Annotated in this window: 14 protein-coding genes; 10 read left to right on the plus strand and 4 right to left on the minus strand. The window is 66.2% G+C overall.

Annotated elements, in window-relative coordinates; all coding sequences use genetic code 11:
- Positions 1-4: 4 nt before the first annotated feature.
- The 4 genes from C7I84_RS08940 to C7I84_RS08955 all read right to left on the minus strand — a co-directional run bounded on the left by C7I84_RS08940 (position 5) and on the right by C7I84_RS08955 (position 3655).
- Positions 5-730 carry an SDR family oxidoreductase gene (locus tag C7I84_RS08940; RefSeq protein ID WP_106771829.1) on the minus strand — a complete coding sequence of 242 codons (726 nt, stop codon included), beginning with the start codon at positions 728-730 and terminating at the stop codon, positions 5-7.
- A 28-nt stretch (positions 731-758) separates the two neighbouring features.
- Positions 759-1853: a glycerol dehydrogenase gene (locus C7I84_RS08945; RefSeq protein ID WP_106771830.1), complete on the minus strand. Its 1095-nt coding sequence runs from the start codon at positions 1851-1853 to the stop codon at positions 759-761.
- A gap of 39 nt (positions 1854-1892) precedes the next feature.
- On the minus strand, positions 1893-2666 hold the full coding sequence (locus tag C7I84_RS08950) for an SDR family NAD(P)-dependent oxidoreductase (RefSeq protein WP_106771831.1): 774 nt from the start codon (positions 2664-2666) through the stop codon (positions 1893-1895).
- A 251-nt stretch (positions 2667-2917) separates the two neighbouring features.
- Positions 2918-3655 carry a GntR family transcriptional regulator gene (locus tag C7I84_RS08955; RefSeq protein ID WP_245428366.1) on the minus strand — a complete coding sequence of 246 codons (738 nt, stop codon included), beginning with the start codon at positions 3653-3655 and terminating at the stop codon, positions 2918-2920.
- A 99-nt stretch (positions 3656-3754) separates the two neighbouring features.
- Here C7I84_RS08955 and C7I84_RS08960 point away from each other — a divergent pair, with 99 nt between their 5' ends.
- From C7I84_RS08960 to C7I84_RS09005, 10 genes are all read left to right on the plus strand, one after another.
- Positions 3755-4819 carry an Ldh family oxidoreductase gene (locus tag C7I84_RS08960; protein ID WP_425351317.1) on the plus strand — a complete coding sequence of 355 codons (1065 nt, stop codon included), beginning with the start codon at positions 3755-3757 and terminating at the stop codon, positions 4817-4819.
- 67 nt (positions 4820-4886) lie between these two features.
- Entirely contained in the window at positions 4887-6242 is a 1356-nt protein-coding gene (locus C7I84_RS08965) for an ABC transporter substrate-binding protein (protein ID WP_106771833.1), read from the plus strand.
- Between the two features lie 74 nt (positions 6243-6316).
- Positions 6317-7255, plus strand: coding sequence for a carbohydrate ABC transporter permease (locus C7I84_RS08970; protein ID WP_106771834.1), 939 nt, complete (start codon positions 6317-6319; stop codon positions 7253-7255).
- A 9-nt stretch (positions 7256-7264) separates the two neighbouring features.
- A complete protein-coding gene (locus C7I84_RS08975; RefSeq protein ID WP_106771835.1) occupies positions 7265-8125 on the plus strand; it encodes a carbohydrate ABC transporter permease in 861 nt (286 codons plus the stop codon).
- Between the two features lie 4 nt (positions 8126-8129).
- Positions 8130-8372: a hypothetical protein gene (locus C7I84_RS08980; protein ID WP_106771836.1), complete on the plus strand. Its 243-nt coding sequence runs from the start codon at positions 8130-8132 to the stop codon at positions 8370-8372.
- Entirely contained in the window at positions 8372-9475 is a 1104-nt protein-coding gene (locus C7I84_RS08985) for an ABC transporter ATP-binding protein (protein ID WP_106771837.1), read from the plus strand. Before C7I84_RS08980 ends, C7I84_RS08985 begins: the two co-directional genes overlap by 1 nt.
- Positions 9476-9486: 11 nt before the next feature.
- Positions 9487-10581, plus strand: a complete 1095-nt coding sequence (locus C7I84_RS08990) for an ABC transporter ATP-binding protein (RefSeq protein WP_106771838.1) — start codon at positions 9487-9489, stop codon at positions 10579-10581.
- Entirely contained in the window at positions 10578-12224 is a 1647-nt protein-coding gene (locus tag C7I84_RS08995; protein WP_106771839.1) for a GMC family oxidoreductase, read from the plus strand. Before C7I84_RS08990 ends, C7I84_RS08995 begins: the two co-directional genes overlap by 4 nt.
- A 9-nt stretch (positions 12225-12233) precedes the next feature.
- A complete protein-coding gene (locus tag C7I84_RS09000; protein WP_106771840.1) occupies positions 12234-12761 on the plus strand; it encodes a 2,4'-dihydroxyacetophenone dioxygenase family protein in 528 nt (175 codons plus the stop codon).
- Entirely contained in the window at positions 12739-13518 is a 780-nt protein-coding gene (locus C7I84_RS09005) for an SDR family NAD(P)-dependent oxidoreductase (RefSeq protein WP_106771841.1), read from the plus strand. Before C7I84_RS09000 ends, C7I84_RS09005 begins: the two co-directional genes overlap by 23 nt.
- Positions 13519-13523 lie beyond the last annotated feature (5 nt).

Genomic DNA, 13523 nt, shown 5'->3' on the forward strand with positions numbered 1-13523 from the left:
CTGCTCAAAATTCCTGGCGTGTGTGGGTGATCGTCATCTCCTGCAGGATGACGTTTTGCGGCAGCTCGTAGGCGAACAGCATGGTGCGGGCGACATGGTTGGCGTCGATGCCGCCGTCCATCGCCTCGCGGCCCTTGTTCCAGAACTCGTAGGCGTTCCTGTGCGTGATCGTCTTGTCGATCTCCGACTTGGTCACGCCCGGCGAGATCACCATGACGCGCACGTCATAGCCCGACATGGTCTGCCGCATGCCTTCCGTGACGGCGTGGACGAAATGCTTGGTGCCGCCATAGACGTCGTGATGCGGATAGACCTTTCGGCCGGCGATCGAGGAGAGATTGATGATGGTGCCGCGTCGCCGCGCCTTCATGCCCAGAGCGACGGCGTGCATGCCGTTGAGCACGCCGATGCAGTTGATGTCGATCAGGTCGCGCCACTGCTCCGGATCCTGCTCGTCGAGGCGAGCGAGCCGCGAGATGCCGGCATTGTTGATGAGGCAGTCGACCGGCCCGAATTGTTTCTCGCCCTGCTCGATCGCCGCGGCGAGCGCGGCGTGGTCGCGCACGTCGGCCTCGACGGCGAGCGAGTCGGGCAGGCCCATCGCTTCGATCAGGGCCGCACGGCGCGCGATCAGCAGCAGCGGATAGCCCGCGGCGGAGAACACGCGCGCCGTCTCCTGGCCGATGCCGGCGCTGGCGCCGGTGATCATGACGAGCGGTTTTCTGGTCATGCGATGCGATCCCTGGCGGTGGGGCCCTTCAGTCGAGCGAGCGCGAAAACGCGTCGAGCGCCAGGATCGCGTCGCGCACGATCGGGACGCTGAGCTCGACCGGCGTGGCGTAGATGATGTTGCCCGGGCGTAGCGCCGCCTCGGCGACGCGCTCGATCTTGGCGCGTACGTCCTCGGTGATCTTCAGGTCGGCGAGCGTGGTGGGCAGGCCGACAGAGCGGCAGAATCGGATCATGGCGGCGATCTCGTCGCGGTCGCGATTCTCCAGCATGAGCAGGCAGAGCGTACCGAAGGCCACCTTCTCGCCGTGGAAGAAGCCGTGCACCTCGTCGAGGATGGTGAGGCCGTCATGGATGCCGTGGGCTGCCGAGCAGCCGCAATTCTCGAAGCCGAGGCCGCTGAGCAGCGTGTTGGCCTCGATGATGTTCTCGACGGCAGTGGTGAGCAGTCCGGCCTCGACGGCGATCTTGGCCCTGACGGCATCGCGCATCAGCACCTCATGGCAGTGCCGGGCGATCGCCATGCCGGCCTGCGGCGCCGGGAAGCCGCCGGCGACGTAGTTGTCGGTGCGCGATTCGATGTTGGAACGTGCCTCGAAGAAGGTGGAGAGTGCATCGCCGATGCCGGCAACGAGAAAGCGCGCCGGTGCGGCCGCGACTAGCGCCGAATCGACGACCACGACATCCGGGTTGCGCGGCAGCTTGTGCGCCTCCTCGTAGATGCCGTGTTCGCTGTAGCGCACGGCGATCGCGCTGCAGGGCGCATCGGTGGAAGCGATGGTCGGCACGATGACGATGCGGGCGCCGTTGGCCACCGCCGCGATCTTCGCCGTGTCGATGGTCTTGCCGCCGCCGACGCCGACCAGGACCTGGCTCTTCCGGTCGCGTGCGATGGCGCTTATCCGGTCGATCTCGGGCGTGCTGCACTCGCCTCCAAAACGCTCGAAATGCGCTTCCATCCCGGAGCCGAGGCTGTCGGCGATGCGCTTGCTCAGGCTGTCGAACAGCGCGCCGTCGATCAGGAACAGCGCGCTCGTGCCGAGCGGCTCGAGATAGGCGGCCAGACGGTCGATCTCGCCCGCACGCTGAATGTATTTGCCTGGCCCGCCGAAAGCCCGTGCCATGATGATCTCCCTGAAATTTCCGAACGTCGATGAAGTCCGTCAGCGCAGCGTGTAGCCGCCGTCGATGGTGAGGATGGAGCCGGTCATGTAGCTGGCGGCGTCGGAGGCGAGGAAAAGCACGGCGGCCGCGATCTCGCCTGGCCGGCCGACCCGCTTCATCGGCGTCATCCCGAGCCAGACCTTTGCCCATTCCGGATTGTCGAGGCCGCCGCGCGTCATCTTCGTCTCGATGTAGCCCGGCGCGACCGCGTTGACGCGGATGCCGCGCTCGGCGAACTCGCCGGCAAGCGACTTGGTCACCATGTGCACGCCGGCCTTGCTGGCATTGTAGGCGGTCTGGTGCTGCGGCACGTTGCTGATGAAGCCGGAGATCGAGCCGACATTGACGATCGAGCCGCCATGATCGGCGGCCAGCATGCCGGCGATCGCCGCCTGGCAGCACCAGAACAGGCCGGACAGATTGGTGTCGATGACCTCGCGCCAGACGGCGGGATCGAAGCCGAGGCTCTCGCCGTGACGGGCGATGCCGGCATTGTTGACGAGGATGTCGAGCCGGCCGAGATGCGCGGCCGCAGCTTCGATCAGCGTCTTCGCGGCCTCGGGCGAAGACAGATCCGCCCGGAAGAAGCGGGCATCGATGCCATCGGCGGCCAGTTCCGCCACCGCGGCCTCGCCCTCTTCAGCCGAGCGGGCCGAGATCGCCACCCTCGCCCCGGCCTCGCCGAGGGCCCGGGCGCATTCCAGTCCGATGCCGCGGCTGCCGCCTGTGACAAGCGCCGCGCGGCCGTCCAGCCTGAACAAATCAGCGTACACGTTTCTCCTCCCCGCGCCACGTTTGCCGCCGCGCAATCCAGACGGCATTCGACCGTCGATTTTGTAATAAAACTACCTTGACTTTCGGCTGTCAATGGCAAAACCATGAGAAAACCAGCGCAGTCCATGCATTGCGCCGGCACTCGGCAGGAGGATGGGCCGGGATTTTGACGAATATGGTAGCAAAAATACTTTTTGGCAGCGCATGCCGCTACGTTCGGCGCCAGTGCAGGACCTTGCCGAGCCCCGGCTCAGGCCTCGTCGGCGCGCCGGCGCTGCTTCTGCCGCGCCGGCGACACCGTCTCCGCAGCGGAAGCCAGTTCGACAAGATAGTGCTCGCGTGTCCACTCGATGTGACGGCCGAGCAGGTCGACGATTTCATCAATGGAACCACTGTCCGGTACCATTGCCGCCAGGCGGACGTGCTCGTCGAACGAGGTGCTGTTGAGCGTCGGATCGAGCGACAGGCGGTTGCGCAGCGCCTGGACGCGGAAGGCGATCAGGTCGAAGGCCTCCAGCAGATAGGGATTGTCGGCGAGCTCGAACATCACCCGATGAAACTCGCCGTCGAGCGTACGGTAGCGCTCGGCATCGGCCTCCGCCAGCGCGGCACGCATCTCCTCGACGATGCGCTGCCAGCGGGTGCGCAGGCCGGGCGCATCGTTGGCGACCGCCAGTTTCAGCGCAGCGGTTTCCAGAATCGCCCGAAGCTCGGAGAGCTTGCGCACCTGAGTGGCATCCATTTCGAACACGAAGGTGCCCCGCTGCGGATGCACCTCGACCAGCCCCTGACGCTTCAGCTCCATGAGCGCCTCGCGCACCGGCGTCTTGCTCACCCCCAGTTCATTGGCAAGCGTGATCTCGGACAGCGGCTCGCCGAGCTGGAAGACGCCGCGCACGATCCGCGCCCGGATCTCCTGGGCTGCCTGATCGGTCAGCGACGGTCCCCGTTCCAGCACGCGCATCTGTCCCTCCAGTCCGTCCGACATCTGCACGATTTCGCAGGCTGTGCAAATGTGTTGACTAAGATATCAGATATGATACTCCACATCTTAGTCAACCTAAATCAACCCTGCGGCTTCCCTCCCGTGTCAAACCGCCTTCTCATTCCAGCCGATCGATTGCGCGACAGCCTTGCCTCGGCGCTTGCCGCGTCGGGCGCCTGCCCCACTTCCGTCGAGGCGGCGGTGCGCGCCTTGATGCATGCCTCCCGGCTCGGCGTGGACAGTCACGGCGCCCGCCTGGTCATGCATTACGACCGCGTGCTGCGCAGCGGCCGCGTCAACGGGCAGCCGCAGATCCGCGTCAAGCATACCGGCACCAGCACGGCGGTCGTCGACGGCGACGACGGGCTCGGCCATCACGTCGCCTATGCCGCGATGACCGAAGCGATCGCGATCGCCCGCGAAACCGGCGTCGGCGCCGTGGGCGCGATCCGCTCCTCCCACTACGGCGCCGCCGGCGCCTATGCGCTCGCCGCGGCCGAGGCCGGCATGATCGGCTTTGCCACCACCAATGCCGATTCGGTGGTGGCGCCCTTCGACGGCGCAAAATCCTTCCACGGCACCAATCCGCTGGCCTTCGCCGCACCCAGCGGCGACGAAAAGCCCTGGCTGCTGGACATGGCGACCTCGTCCATCCCGATGAACCGTGTGCTGCTCTACCGCACCCTCGGCACGACGCTGCCCGAAGGCGTCGCCGCGGCGGCCGGCGGCACCGTCACGCGCGATGCGGCAGCGGCGGAGATGCTGCTGCCGCTGGGTGGATCCGATTTCGGCTTCAAGGGCGCCGCGCTCGCCGGCGTCGCAACCGTTCTGTCGGCGGTGCTGCAGGGCACCGCGCTCGACCACGACATGATCCCGATGATCGGCGGCGACATGTCGAGCCCGCGCAACATGGGCCACTTCTTTCTCGCCATCGACCCTGCGCGCTTCGGAGGGCGGGAGGTCTTTGCCGCCGGCATGGCTGCATATCTCGCGGCGCTTCGCGCCGTGCCGGGCCGAGACGGCGCCGAGATATTGGCGCCCGGCGACCGCGAATGGCGGGTGGAGGCCGAGCGCCTGCGCGACGGCATCCCGATCGACCTGACCACGGCCGAGTTCCTCGGCCTTTCCGCGTACTCGGCGGGGGAGCCGGAAGCGCCGCGGAGATAGATAGATCGTATTTCGTTTCCGGACGCGGCGTGGAGGCCGCGGCCGTTTCACCAGGGAGGAAACCAGAATGACCAACTTATTGAGGAAGAGCCTGCTCGCCGCCGCCTTCATGGCGTCGACGGCACCGGCCGCATTGGCCCAGGAATGCAACGACGCCGACCGCGTGCCGATCACCTGGTCGACGATAGCCGGCTTCTACACCGACGCCATGGCCAAGCTGGTCTCCGGCTTCGAGGCCAAGCACTGCGTCAAGGTCAATGTCGTCAACATCGACAACTCGCAGCTCTACAACAAGCAGGTCATCGAGATGGTCGGCGAGACCGGCGCTTACGACGTCGTGACGCTGGAGACCTCCGAAAAGGCCGAATTCGCCGAAAACGGCTTCATTCTGCCGATGACCGACTATTTCGCCGACAAGAAGGCGCAGCTCGACGACGTCGCGCCGACGCTGGCCGCGCTGACGACGCAGTACAAGAACGACACCTGGGGCCTGCCCTACTACACCTACACGGCCGGCTACATCTACCGCGCCGACCTGTTCGAGGATGCCGGCGAGAAGGAAGCCTTCAAGGCAAAGTACGGCTACGATCTCGCCGCTCCCACGACCTGGGCACAGCATCGCGACATCGCCGAGTTCTTCACCCGCAAGAAGGGCGACAAGCTGAAGGGCGAGGAGCTGACCAAGGATTTCTACGGCATCGGCATGATGGCGGGCCCGTTCCCGGAAATCCAGGACGAGATGTCGGGCGTGCTGTGGTCGCAGGGCTCCGACTGGCTGACGGACGAAGGCAAGGTGCCGGTCGACGCGGTCGAGAAGGCGATGAACGACTATCTGGCGCTGCTGAAATTCGCGCCGCCGGCGGCGCTGACCGTTACCTATGACGGCGTCATGAACCAGATGAAGGACGGCCAGATCGCCCAGACCTACAGCTTCTTCCTCGACCAGTGGCCGAACGCCGTGCAGACCGAGACCAGCGTGCCCGGCGCCAGGATGGGCGTGGCCGAGGCGCCGGAGAAGAAGGCCTATATCGGCGGCTTCCTGCTCGCCGTGTCGGCAAGCTCGGCGCATCCGAAGGAGGCGATGGACTTCGTCGCCTATATCGGCGGCCATGACGCGCAGGCGGAGTTCGCCAAGGCTGGCGGCACCTCGACGCTGATGAGCGTGCTGTCCGACCCGCAGTTCGCCGATCCGGCCAACCGGACCAAGACGGGCCACTTCTCCACGCTGCTCACCATCTTCGATTCCATGAAGGGTTTCCGCTCGAACCTCTTCGACACGCCCTTCGGCGCCAAGATCTACAACACCATGCAGATCCCGCTGCAGGCGGCGGCGGCCGGCCAGATCGACGCGCGCCAGGCGGCCGAGCAGCTCGCCGAGAGCGTCGACCAAATCTGCGGCGGTCCCTGCCCGATCGGCAAGTAAGCCCGCACCTCCCCGATCGCGCGGCCAGGCGTACACCCTGGCCGCGCGGCAGCTTCCGTCACGGGACGAACGTCATGTCGCAGTCACTATCCGTTTCCCTGCCGCAGCAGAGGCGCGCGTCCGGCGCCGTCATCTCCGACCGGTGGTTCTCGATCCTGCTGATCGCCCCGGCCATGGCGGTGATCCTGGTCTTCGCGCTGCTGCCGCTGGTCTATGCGCTCAACGTCTCGTTCCGCTTTGCCGACCTGACGCGCGGCGGCATCGGCGATTTCGTCGGGCTCGACAATTACCGTCGGGTGCTTGCCGACCGCGCCTTCTGGGCATCGGTCGGAGTGACGGTGAAGTTCACGCTGGCCGCCGTAATCCTGGAGATGGTGCTCGGCATCGCCATCGCCTTCCTCATCCACAGCGCCACCAAGGGCAAGGGCATCATCCGCAGCCTGATGGTGCTGCCGCTCGCCACTTCCGCGGCGGTCACTGGCCTGTTCTGGCGCTATCTCTACGACACCCAGTTCGGCCTCATAAACTACTTCCTCGGCCTGTTGCACCTGCCGCAGCCCAACTGGCTCGGCGACTACACGATCGCGCTGTGGTCGGTGGTGCTGTTCGACGTCTGGCAGTGGACGCCCTTCGTCGCGCTGATCGCGCTGGCCGGGCTGCAGGCGCTGCCGAAGGAGCCGTTCGAGGCGGCCGAGCTCGACGGCGCCAGCACCTTCCGGGTGCTGCGCACGCTGACCTTCCCGATGCTGAAGCCGGTGCTGTTCCTGGTGCTGGTGCTGCGCACCATCGACAGCGTCCGCCTCTACGACGCGGTCGCGGTGCTGACGCGCGGCGGACCGGGCACGGTCACCGAATCCATGACCTTCTATCTCTACCGCACCGGGCTGAAACTGTTCCGGATGGACTATGCCTCGACCATGGCGATCTTCTTCCTCTACGCCATGCTCGTCGCCAGCCTGTTCGCGCTGACCCCGCTGCTCAAGCAATTCTCGAACCGTGCGTCCGAAGGCTGAGGACAGACCATGCTGCAACGCGATTCCAGCTTCGCCAAGGAAGCCCTGCGCTACGGCCTCATCGTGCTGGTGCTCGGCTTCATCGTCTTCCCGATCTTCTGGATGATCGTGACCTCGTTCAAGCCGGCCGCCGACATCATGGTGTCGCCGCCGCGCTTCCTGTTCACGCCGACGCTCGAGAACTACTATCACGCCATCTACGACAAGAACTTCCTGTTCTACATCAAGAATACGCTGTTCATCTCTGTAGCCTCGACGATTCTGGTTGTCGTCGCCGGCTCGCTCGCCGCCTACAGCTTCGCCCGCTACAATGTCGGCGACGGGCACATCCTGTTCTTCATCCTGTCGACAAAAATGTTTCCGGCGATCGCCGTCATCCTGCCCTACTTCCTGATCTTCCGGGATATCGGCAAGACCGACGCCGGGCGCTTCCTCGGCATTGGCCTCGACCAGCCGGGCGCGCTGATCATCTCCTACACGATGTTCAACCTGCCCTTCGCCATCTGGTTGCTGGTCTCCTTCTTTCAGGACATCCCGCGCGAGCTCGAGCACTCCGCCCGGCTCGACGGACTGTCGCGGCTGAAGGTGCTGCGCAAGGTGGTGTTCCCGCTGGCCGCTCCCGGCATAGCGGTGACCGGTGTGTTCACGCTGATCTTCTGCTGGAACGAGTTCCTGTTCGCTTACATCCTCACCCGCAAGGCGGCGAGCACGGTGACGGTCGGCGTCGAATCCTTCTTCACGCTGCAGGGCATTTTGTGGGGCCCGGTCGCGGCTGCCGCCACGATCAGCGTCCTGCCGATGATGGTCTTCGTGCTCGCCATGCAGCGCTACATGGTGCGCGGCCTGACCTTCGGCGCGGTGAGGGGGTGACGTCATGAGCTTCAGCCAAGCCTGGGACGCCGGTTTCCGCGCCCTCCTGCTCTATGTCGGCATCGTCTTCGTCTGGCTCGGCCTGATCGAAGGCCTTTTCTCCAGCCAGTCGACCTCCGTGGTCGTCATGAACGTCGTGGCCGTCGCCATAGCCGTCGCCTTCTTCCTCAGGGCGCGCCGCCGCGCCGTGGCCGAGCGGGCGCGTGCCGAGGCCGAGGTCCGGGCCCTCGTCGAGGAGCATATCTGATGTATGAACTGAAGAGCGTCCACAAGCGCTACGGCCTGTCCAAGGTGGCGCTGCGAAAGATCGACCTCACCGTGCGAGATCGCGAGTTCCTGGTGATCTACGGCCCGGCCGGCGCGGGAAAAAGCACGATCCTCAACATCCTCGCCGGCATCGCCAGGCCGACCAGCGGCGACGTGCTGCGCGACGGCGAGTCCATCATGCACGTGCCGCCGGAAAAACGCGACGCGGCGATGGCCTTCGAGAACTACGCGCTCTATTCGCATATCAGCGTCGGCGAGAATCTGGCGTTTCCGCTGCATGCGCGCGGCATGAACCGCGCCGACATCGACCAGCGCGTCAAGCGCATCTCCGGCATCCTCGGCATCGGCCACCTGCTCGACCGGCGGCCGGGCTTCCTGTCGGGCGGCCAGCGGCAGCGCGTGGCGCTCGGCCGCGCCATCATCCGGCCGGCCGACATCTATCTCTTGGACGAGCCGGTCGGCCATCTCGACGCAAAGCTGCGCCACAAGATCCGCGCCGAACTGAAGGCGCTGGCCGAGGACCTGTCGGCGACGGTCGTGTTCACCACCACCTCGTCGCGCGAGGCGCTGGCGCTCGGCGACCGCGTCGCCGTGCTGAATTCCGGCCGCATCGAGCAGATCGGCACGCCGGCCGACCTCTACCATCGCCCGGCCAACGCCTTCGTCGCTTCCTTCGTCGGCGACCCGCCGATGAGCTTCATCTCGGTCGAGCCACGGCGCGGCGGCGACCGCGTCGCCTTCGTGACGCCGGACGGCATGCCGGTCGCCGCCCTCGCCACCGATGCGGTCGCCGGCCTGCGCGACGAGCCGGGCTCGACCATCCAGGTCGGCTTCCGCTCCAACGAGGTGCGGCTGGCCGAGGCGGGCGACCCCGGCACGCTGCGCGGCCGCGTCGATGTCATCGAGAACCTCGGCTACGTGAAGATCGCGCTGGTCGGCATCGGTTCGGACCAGGTCTCCGTGTCCTTTCCGACCGGCAAGCGGCTCTCGGTCGGCGAGACGGTGGCGATCGCCTTCCCGCGCGACGCCGTCCATCTGTTCCAGAACGCGCGCGCGATTGCCCACGCCGCGCCGTCCGCCTGAGGAGAAGAACCATGGCTTCGATCCGGGCCGAAAAGCTCGTCAAGCGCTACGGTGCCGTGAAGGCGGTCCACGGCATCGACTTCGAGATCGCCGACGGCGAGTTCGTCGCCATCCTCGGGCCGTCGGGCTGCGGCAAATCCTCGACCATGCGCATGATCGCCGGCCTGGAGCCGATCAGCGAGGGCGCCATCTATTTCGACGGCAAGAGGATCAACGATGTACGCGCCCGCGACCGCAACGTGGCGATGTCGTTCGAATCCTACGCGCTCTATCCGACCATTTCGATCTACGAGAACATCGCCTTCCCGCTGCGCGCCGCCGGCATGGACAACGCCGAGATCGACCGGCGGGTGCGCGACATCGCCGGGAAGATGGAGCTGACGGCGCTGCTTTCGCAGAAGCCGCAGGGCCTGTCGTCGGGCCAGGCGCAGCGCGTCGGCCTCGCCCGCGCGCTGGTGCGGAAGCCGGCTGTGTTCCTGCTCGACGAGCCGATCTCGCATCTCGACACGCGCCAGCGCTACCGCATGCGCCGCTTCATCAAGAGCCTGCACCAGGAATTCAACTATACGATGATCTACGTCACCCACGACCAGGAGGAGGCGCTGGCGCTGGCCGACCGGGTGATGGTGATGAGCGACGGCGAGATCCAGCAGATGGCGACACCGGACGAGGTCTATGCCAGGCCGCGCAATGCCTTCGTCGCCGGCTTCGTCGGCGAGCCGCCTATCAATTTTGTCGACTGCTATGTCGAGAACGGCACCGGCGGCTGGACCGTCAGCTTCGAGGGACAGCGCCTCGCCCTGCCGGAACGGCTTTCCAAAGCGGCCGAGCGCATCGGCGGCGAAGGCCTGGCGGCGATCCGGCCGCATTTCCTGTCGCTCGGCGACACCAGCCCGCTGACGCTGCAGGGCAAGGTGTTCGTGACCGAAGAATTGCAGGACCAGAATCTGATCTTCGTCGATGTCGGCGGCACGCGCTTCACGCTGGTCGCACATCCCACGGTCACGCCGAGGCGCTGCGAGACGGTGACGGTCTCCATCGACCCCGAGCACCTGCTGCTCTTTCCGCGCAGCGAGGCGCGGAAGTTCGAGGACCTCGCCGCATGAGTCGCGACTACATCGTCGTCGGTGGCGGCACGGCGGGATGTCTCGTCGCCGGCAAGCTCGCCGGCGAGCATGGCGCCCGTGTGCTGGTGATTGAGGCGGGCCCGAGCGACAAAAACCCGCTGATCCGCATGCCCGCCGGCTTCGTCAAGCTGCTCGGCGTCGAGAAATACATGTGGTTCTACAAATCCGTGCCGCAGCAGCGGCTCGGCGGGCGCACGCCGATCGTGCCGCAGGGCCGCGTGCTCGGCGGCGGCTCGTCGGTCAACGCCATGGTCTATATGCGCGGCCAGCCGGCCGACTACGAGCGCTGGGCCGAGACGACCGGCGACGCCCAGTGGGGCTACGAGTCCCTGCTGCCCTATTTCACCGGCATGGAGGACAACGACCGTCTCAACGACCGTTTTCACGGTGTAGGCGGCCCGTGGAAGGTGTCGGACCTCAGGCACATCTCCGAACTGTCGCGCGCCTTCGTGCTCGCCGCGCAGGCGGCTGGCCTGCCGCACAATGGCGACTTCAACGGCGTCAGCCAGCGCGGCGTCGGTGCCTATCAGGTCAACGTCCGCGACGGAAAACGCTGTTCGGCCGTGGACGCCTTCCTGCGGCCGGCGATGAAGACCGGCCGCGCCGAGGTGAAGACCGGTTGCCTCGTCCATTCGGTGATCGTCGAGAACGGCCACGCAGCCGGCGTGCGCTACCTTGAGAACGGGACGGTCAGAGAGGCGCGCTGCGACGCCGAGGTCATCCTGGCGGCGGGCGCCATCGCCACGCCGAAGGCGCTGATGCTGTCGGGCATCGGCCCCGCCGATCACCTCGCCGAGCACGGCATCAAAACGCTGGTCGACTTGCCCGGCGTCGGCTCAAACCTTCAGGACCATACCGAGACGCCGGTGGTGGCGCTGTGTAACGGCCCCTACGGCTATTTCGGCCATGACCGCGGCTGGCGGCAGATCCGCAACGGCCTCGAATACCTGCTCAACGGCACCGGCCCGGTGACCTCCAACGGGGTCGAGGCTGGCGCCTTCTTCGACCCGGACGACCTTTCCGGCACGCCGAAAATCCAGCAGTTCTGCGTGCCCAGCGTCTATCTCGACAAGGACCACACCGACCAGAAGGCGAGTTTTGGCATCACGCTGAACTCCTGCGTGGCGCGGCCGGGCTCGCGCGGCTCGATCCGCCTCGCCTCAGCCGATCCCGGCGAGCAGCCGCTGATCGATCCCAACTATTTCGCCGATCCCGAGGATCTGCGCCTGTCGATCGGCGGTGTACGCCACGCCCGCGAGATTCTTGCCCAAGAGCCGCTGCGCTCGATGATCGCCAGCGAGGTTTTCCCGGGACCGGACAAGGTCAGCGACGAAGACCTCGCCGCCCACGCCAGACGTTTCGTGAAAACCGTCTACCACCCGGTCGGCACCTGCCGCATGGGCCACGACGACGATGCCGACGCGGTGCTTTCCACCGACCTGAAAGTGCGCGGCGTCGAACGACTGCGCGTCGTCGATGCCTCGGCGATGCCGTCGATCGTCAGCGGCAACACCAACGCCGCCGTTCTGGTCATCGCCGACAAGGCTGTAGAGTTCATCACCGGCCGTGCCCGGCAGTCCGCCGCAAACCCGGTGGCAGCACCACTATTGCAGACAGCCTAGGAGCCATCCATGCCTCCGATGAAGATCGATCCCAATCCGCGCATGCCCTACCAGCATCCGATGCCGAAGGAGACGCTGCCGGACATCGTCATCCCGAACGCGATTCCCACAGATGAGCGCATCTGGGTGCCGCAAGGCGAGAACGTCTGGTTCCGGCCGCTCTGCCTCAACCGTTCGCAAGGCTACTGGATGAACCTGCTCAAGGTGCGCAAGTCGGGCGTGCTCAGCCGCCACCGCCACCCGCAGGCCGTGCACGGCTTCGTGCTCAAGGGCCGCTGGCACTATCTCGAGCACGACTGGGTGGCGGAGGAAGGCGGCTATGTGTTCGAGCCGCCGGGCGAGACGCACACGCTGGTCGTCCCCGACGATGTCGAGGAGATGATCACCTATTTCCAGGTCAACGGCATCATGTACTACGTCGACGCCTATGGCGAACCGCTCGGCTTCGAGGACGTGTTCACCAAGATCGACCTGTGCCGGGACCACTACACCAAGGTCGGATTGGGCACGGACTATGTCGACCAGTTCATCCGCTGACATTTTTACCAGCGCCGCCGACTATCTGAAGCCGGGGCTGTTCGACGGCCGCCAGGTGCTGGTGACCGGCGGCACCTCGGGCATCGGCGCGGCGATCGGCGAGGCTTTTCTGGCGCTCGGCGCCGACGTCTTGGCCACCGGGGTCAGTGACGGCGAAATCGCGGCGGCGAACAGCGTGCCCGGCCTGGCGCGCGCGACATTCGCAACGCTCGACGTGCGCGACGGCAAGGCCGTCGTGGACCTCGTCGCATCCCTGCCGCGGCTCGACCATGTCGTCAACTGCGCCGGCGTGATCCGCCGCGGCGAAGAGCTGGAACCTGACGTCTTCGCCGATGTCGTCGACATCAACCTCAACGGCTCCATGCGCATCTGCGCGGCGGCACGGCCCCGGTTGGCGGAGAGCGGAGGCACCATCGTCAACACCGCCTCGATGCTCTCCTTCTTCGGCGGCGGGCTGGTTCCCGGCTATTCGGCCTCCAAGGGCGGCATCGCGCAGCTCACGAAATCGCTCGCCATTGCCTATGCCGGGGACGGCATCCGGGTGAATGCCATCGCGCCGGGCTGGATCGCCACGCCGCTGACTAGGGCGCTCAGGGAAGACCCCGTCCGCGACGCTCAGATCACCGGCCGGACGGCGATGAAGCGCTGGGGCGAGCCGTCCGAACTCGCCGGCGGGACACTCTTCCTGTCGTCGCCGCTCGCCAGCTTCGTCACCGGCGCCGTGCTCGTCATCGACGGCGGCTATCTGATCACGTGAGGACG

Origin of the sequence: Kumtagia ephedrae, from assembly GCF_003012745.1 — a bacterium.
In the GTDB taxonomy this organism is placed as follows: domain Bacteria; phylum Pseudomonadota; class Alphaproteobacteria; order Rhizobiales; family Rhizobiaceae; genus Kumtagia; species Kumtagia ephedrae.

Bases quoted from the DNA above. Each gene is read 5' to 3' on its own strand.
- C7I84_RS08940 (WP_106771829.1), bottom strand. From the start codon at position 730: ATGACCAGAAAACCGCTCGTCATGATCACCGGCGCCAGCGCCGGCATC.
- C7I84_RS08945 (WP_106771830.1), bottom strand. From the start codon at position 1,853: ATGGCACGGGCTTTCGGCGGGCCAGGCAAATACATTCAGCGTGCGGGC.
- C7I84_RS08955 (WP_245428366.1), bottom strand. From the start codon at position 3,655: ATGTCGGACGGACTGGAGGGACAGATGCGCGTGCTGGAACGGGGACCG.
- C7I84_RS08965 (WP_106771833.1), top strand. From the start codon at position 4,887: ATGACCAACTTATTGAGGAAGAGCCTGCTCGCCGCCGCCTTCATGGCG.
- C7I84_RS08970 (WP_106771834.1), top strand. From the start codon at position 6,317: ATGTCGCAGTCACTATCCGTTTCCCTGCCGCAGCAGAGGCGCGCGTCC.
- C7I84_RS08975 (WP_106771835.1), top strand. From the start codon at position 7,265: ATGCTGCAACGCGATTCCAGCTTCGCCAAGGAAGCCCTGCGCTACGGC.
- C7I84_RS08980 (WP_106771836.1), top strand. From the start codon at position 8,130: ATGAGCTTCAGCCAAGCCTGGGACGCCGGTTTCCGCGCCCTCCTGCTC.
- C7I84_RS08985 (WP_106771837.1), top strand. From the start codon at position 8,372: ATGTATGAACTGAAGAGCGTCCACAAGCGCTACGGCCTGTCCAAGGTG.
- C7I84_RS08990 (WP_106771838.1), top strand. From the start codon at position 9,487: ATGGCTTCGATCCGGGCCGAAAAGCTCGTCAAGCGCTACGGTGCCGTG.
- C7I84_RS08995 (WP_106771839.1), top strand. From the start codon at position 10,578: ATGAGTCGCGACTACATCGTCGTCGGTGGCGGCACGGCGGGATGTCTC.
- C7I84_RS09000 (WP_106771840.1), top strand. From the start codon at position 12,234: ATGCCTCCGATGAAGATCGATCCCAATCCGCGCATGCCCTACCAGCAT.
- C7I84_RS09005 (WP_106771841.1), top strand. From the start codon at position 12,739: ATGTCGACCAGTTCATCCGCTGACATTTTTACCAGCGCCGCCGACTAT.